The sequence below is a fragment of the Bradyrhizobium sp. Kon37 genome (genome assembly GCF_055807535.1).
The window spans coordinates 1-253 of record NZ_JBVVOY010000300.1 but is presented as its reverse complement, the minus strand read 5'-3'; the positions used below and the strand labels follow the sequence as shown (position 1 = coordinate 253).

The 253-nt window shown below is 44.7% G+C and carries 1 protein-coding gene; it reads left to right on the top strand.

The features are described 5' to 3' along the window. Nucleotides 1–166 precede the first annotated feature (166 nt). Nucleotides 167–253 (top strand): DUF1391 family protein (locus tag AC0L3J_RS38240; protein WP_146404643.1); only part of this gene is annotated, 87 nt, incomplete at its 3' end.

Below are 253 nucleotides of genomic sequence, written 5' to 3'. Positions count from 1 at the left end.
CTCATTGATGATGTTATCTTTTACCACATCAATTATGTTAGCTATAGCATACAAAATCACTTGACCGATATGTTAGTCATGGCTAATCTTGTTTGCATCAACACACCGCACGGTGTTCTCAGCAAACAGTTCCGCTACCCCAGCGTTAAGGGGAAATGAGGTCAGCATGGATACTATCGATCTTGGCAACAACGAATCTCTGGTGTACGGCGTGTTTCCAAACCAGGACGGCACGTTCACCGCAATGACGTAT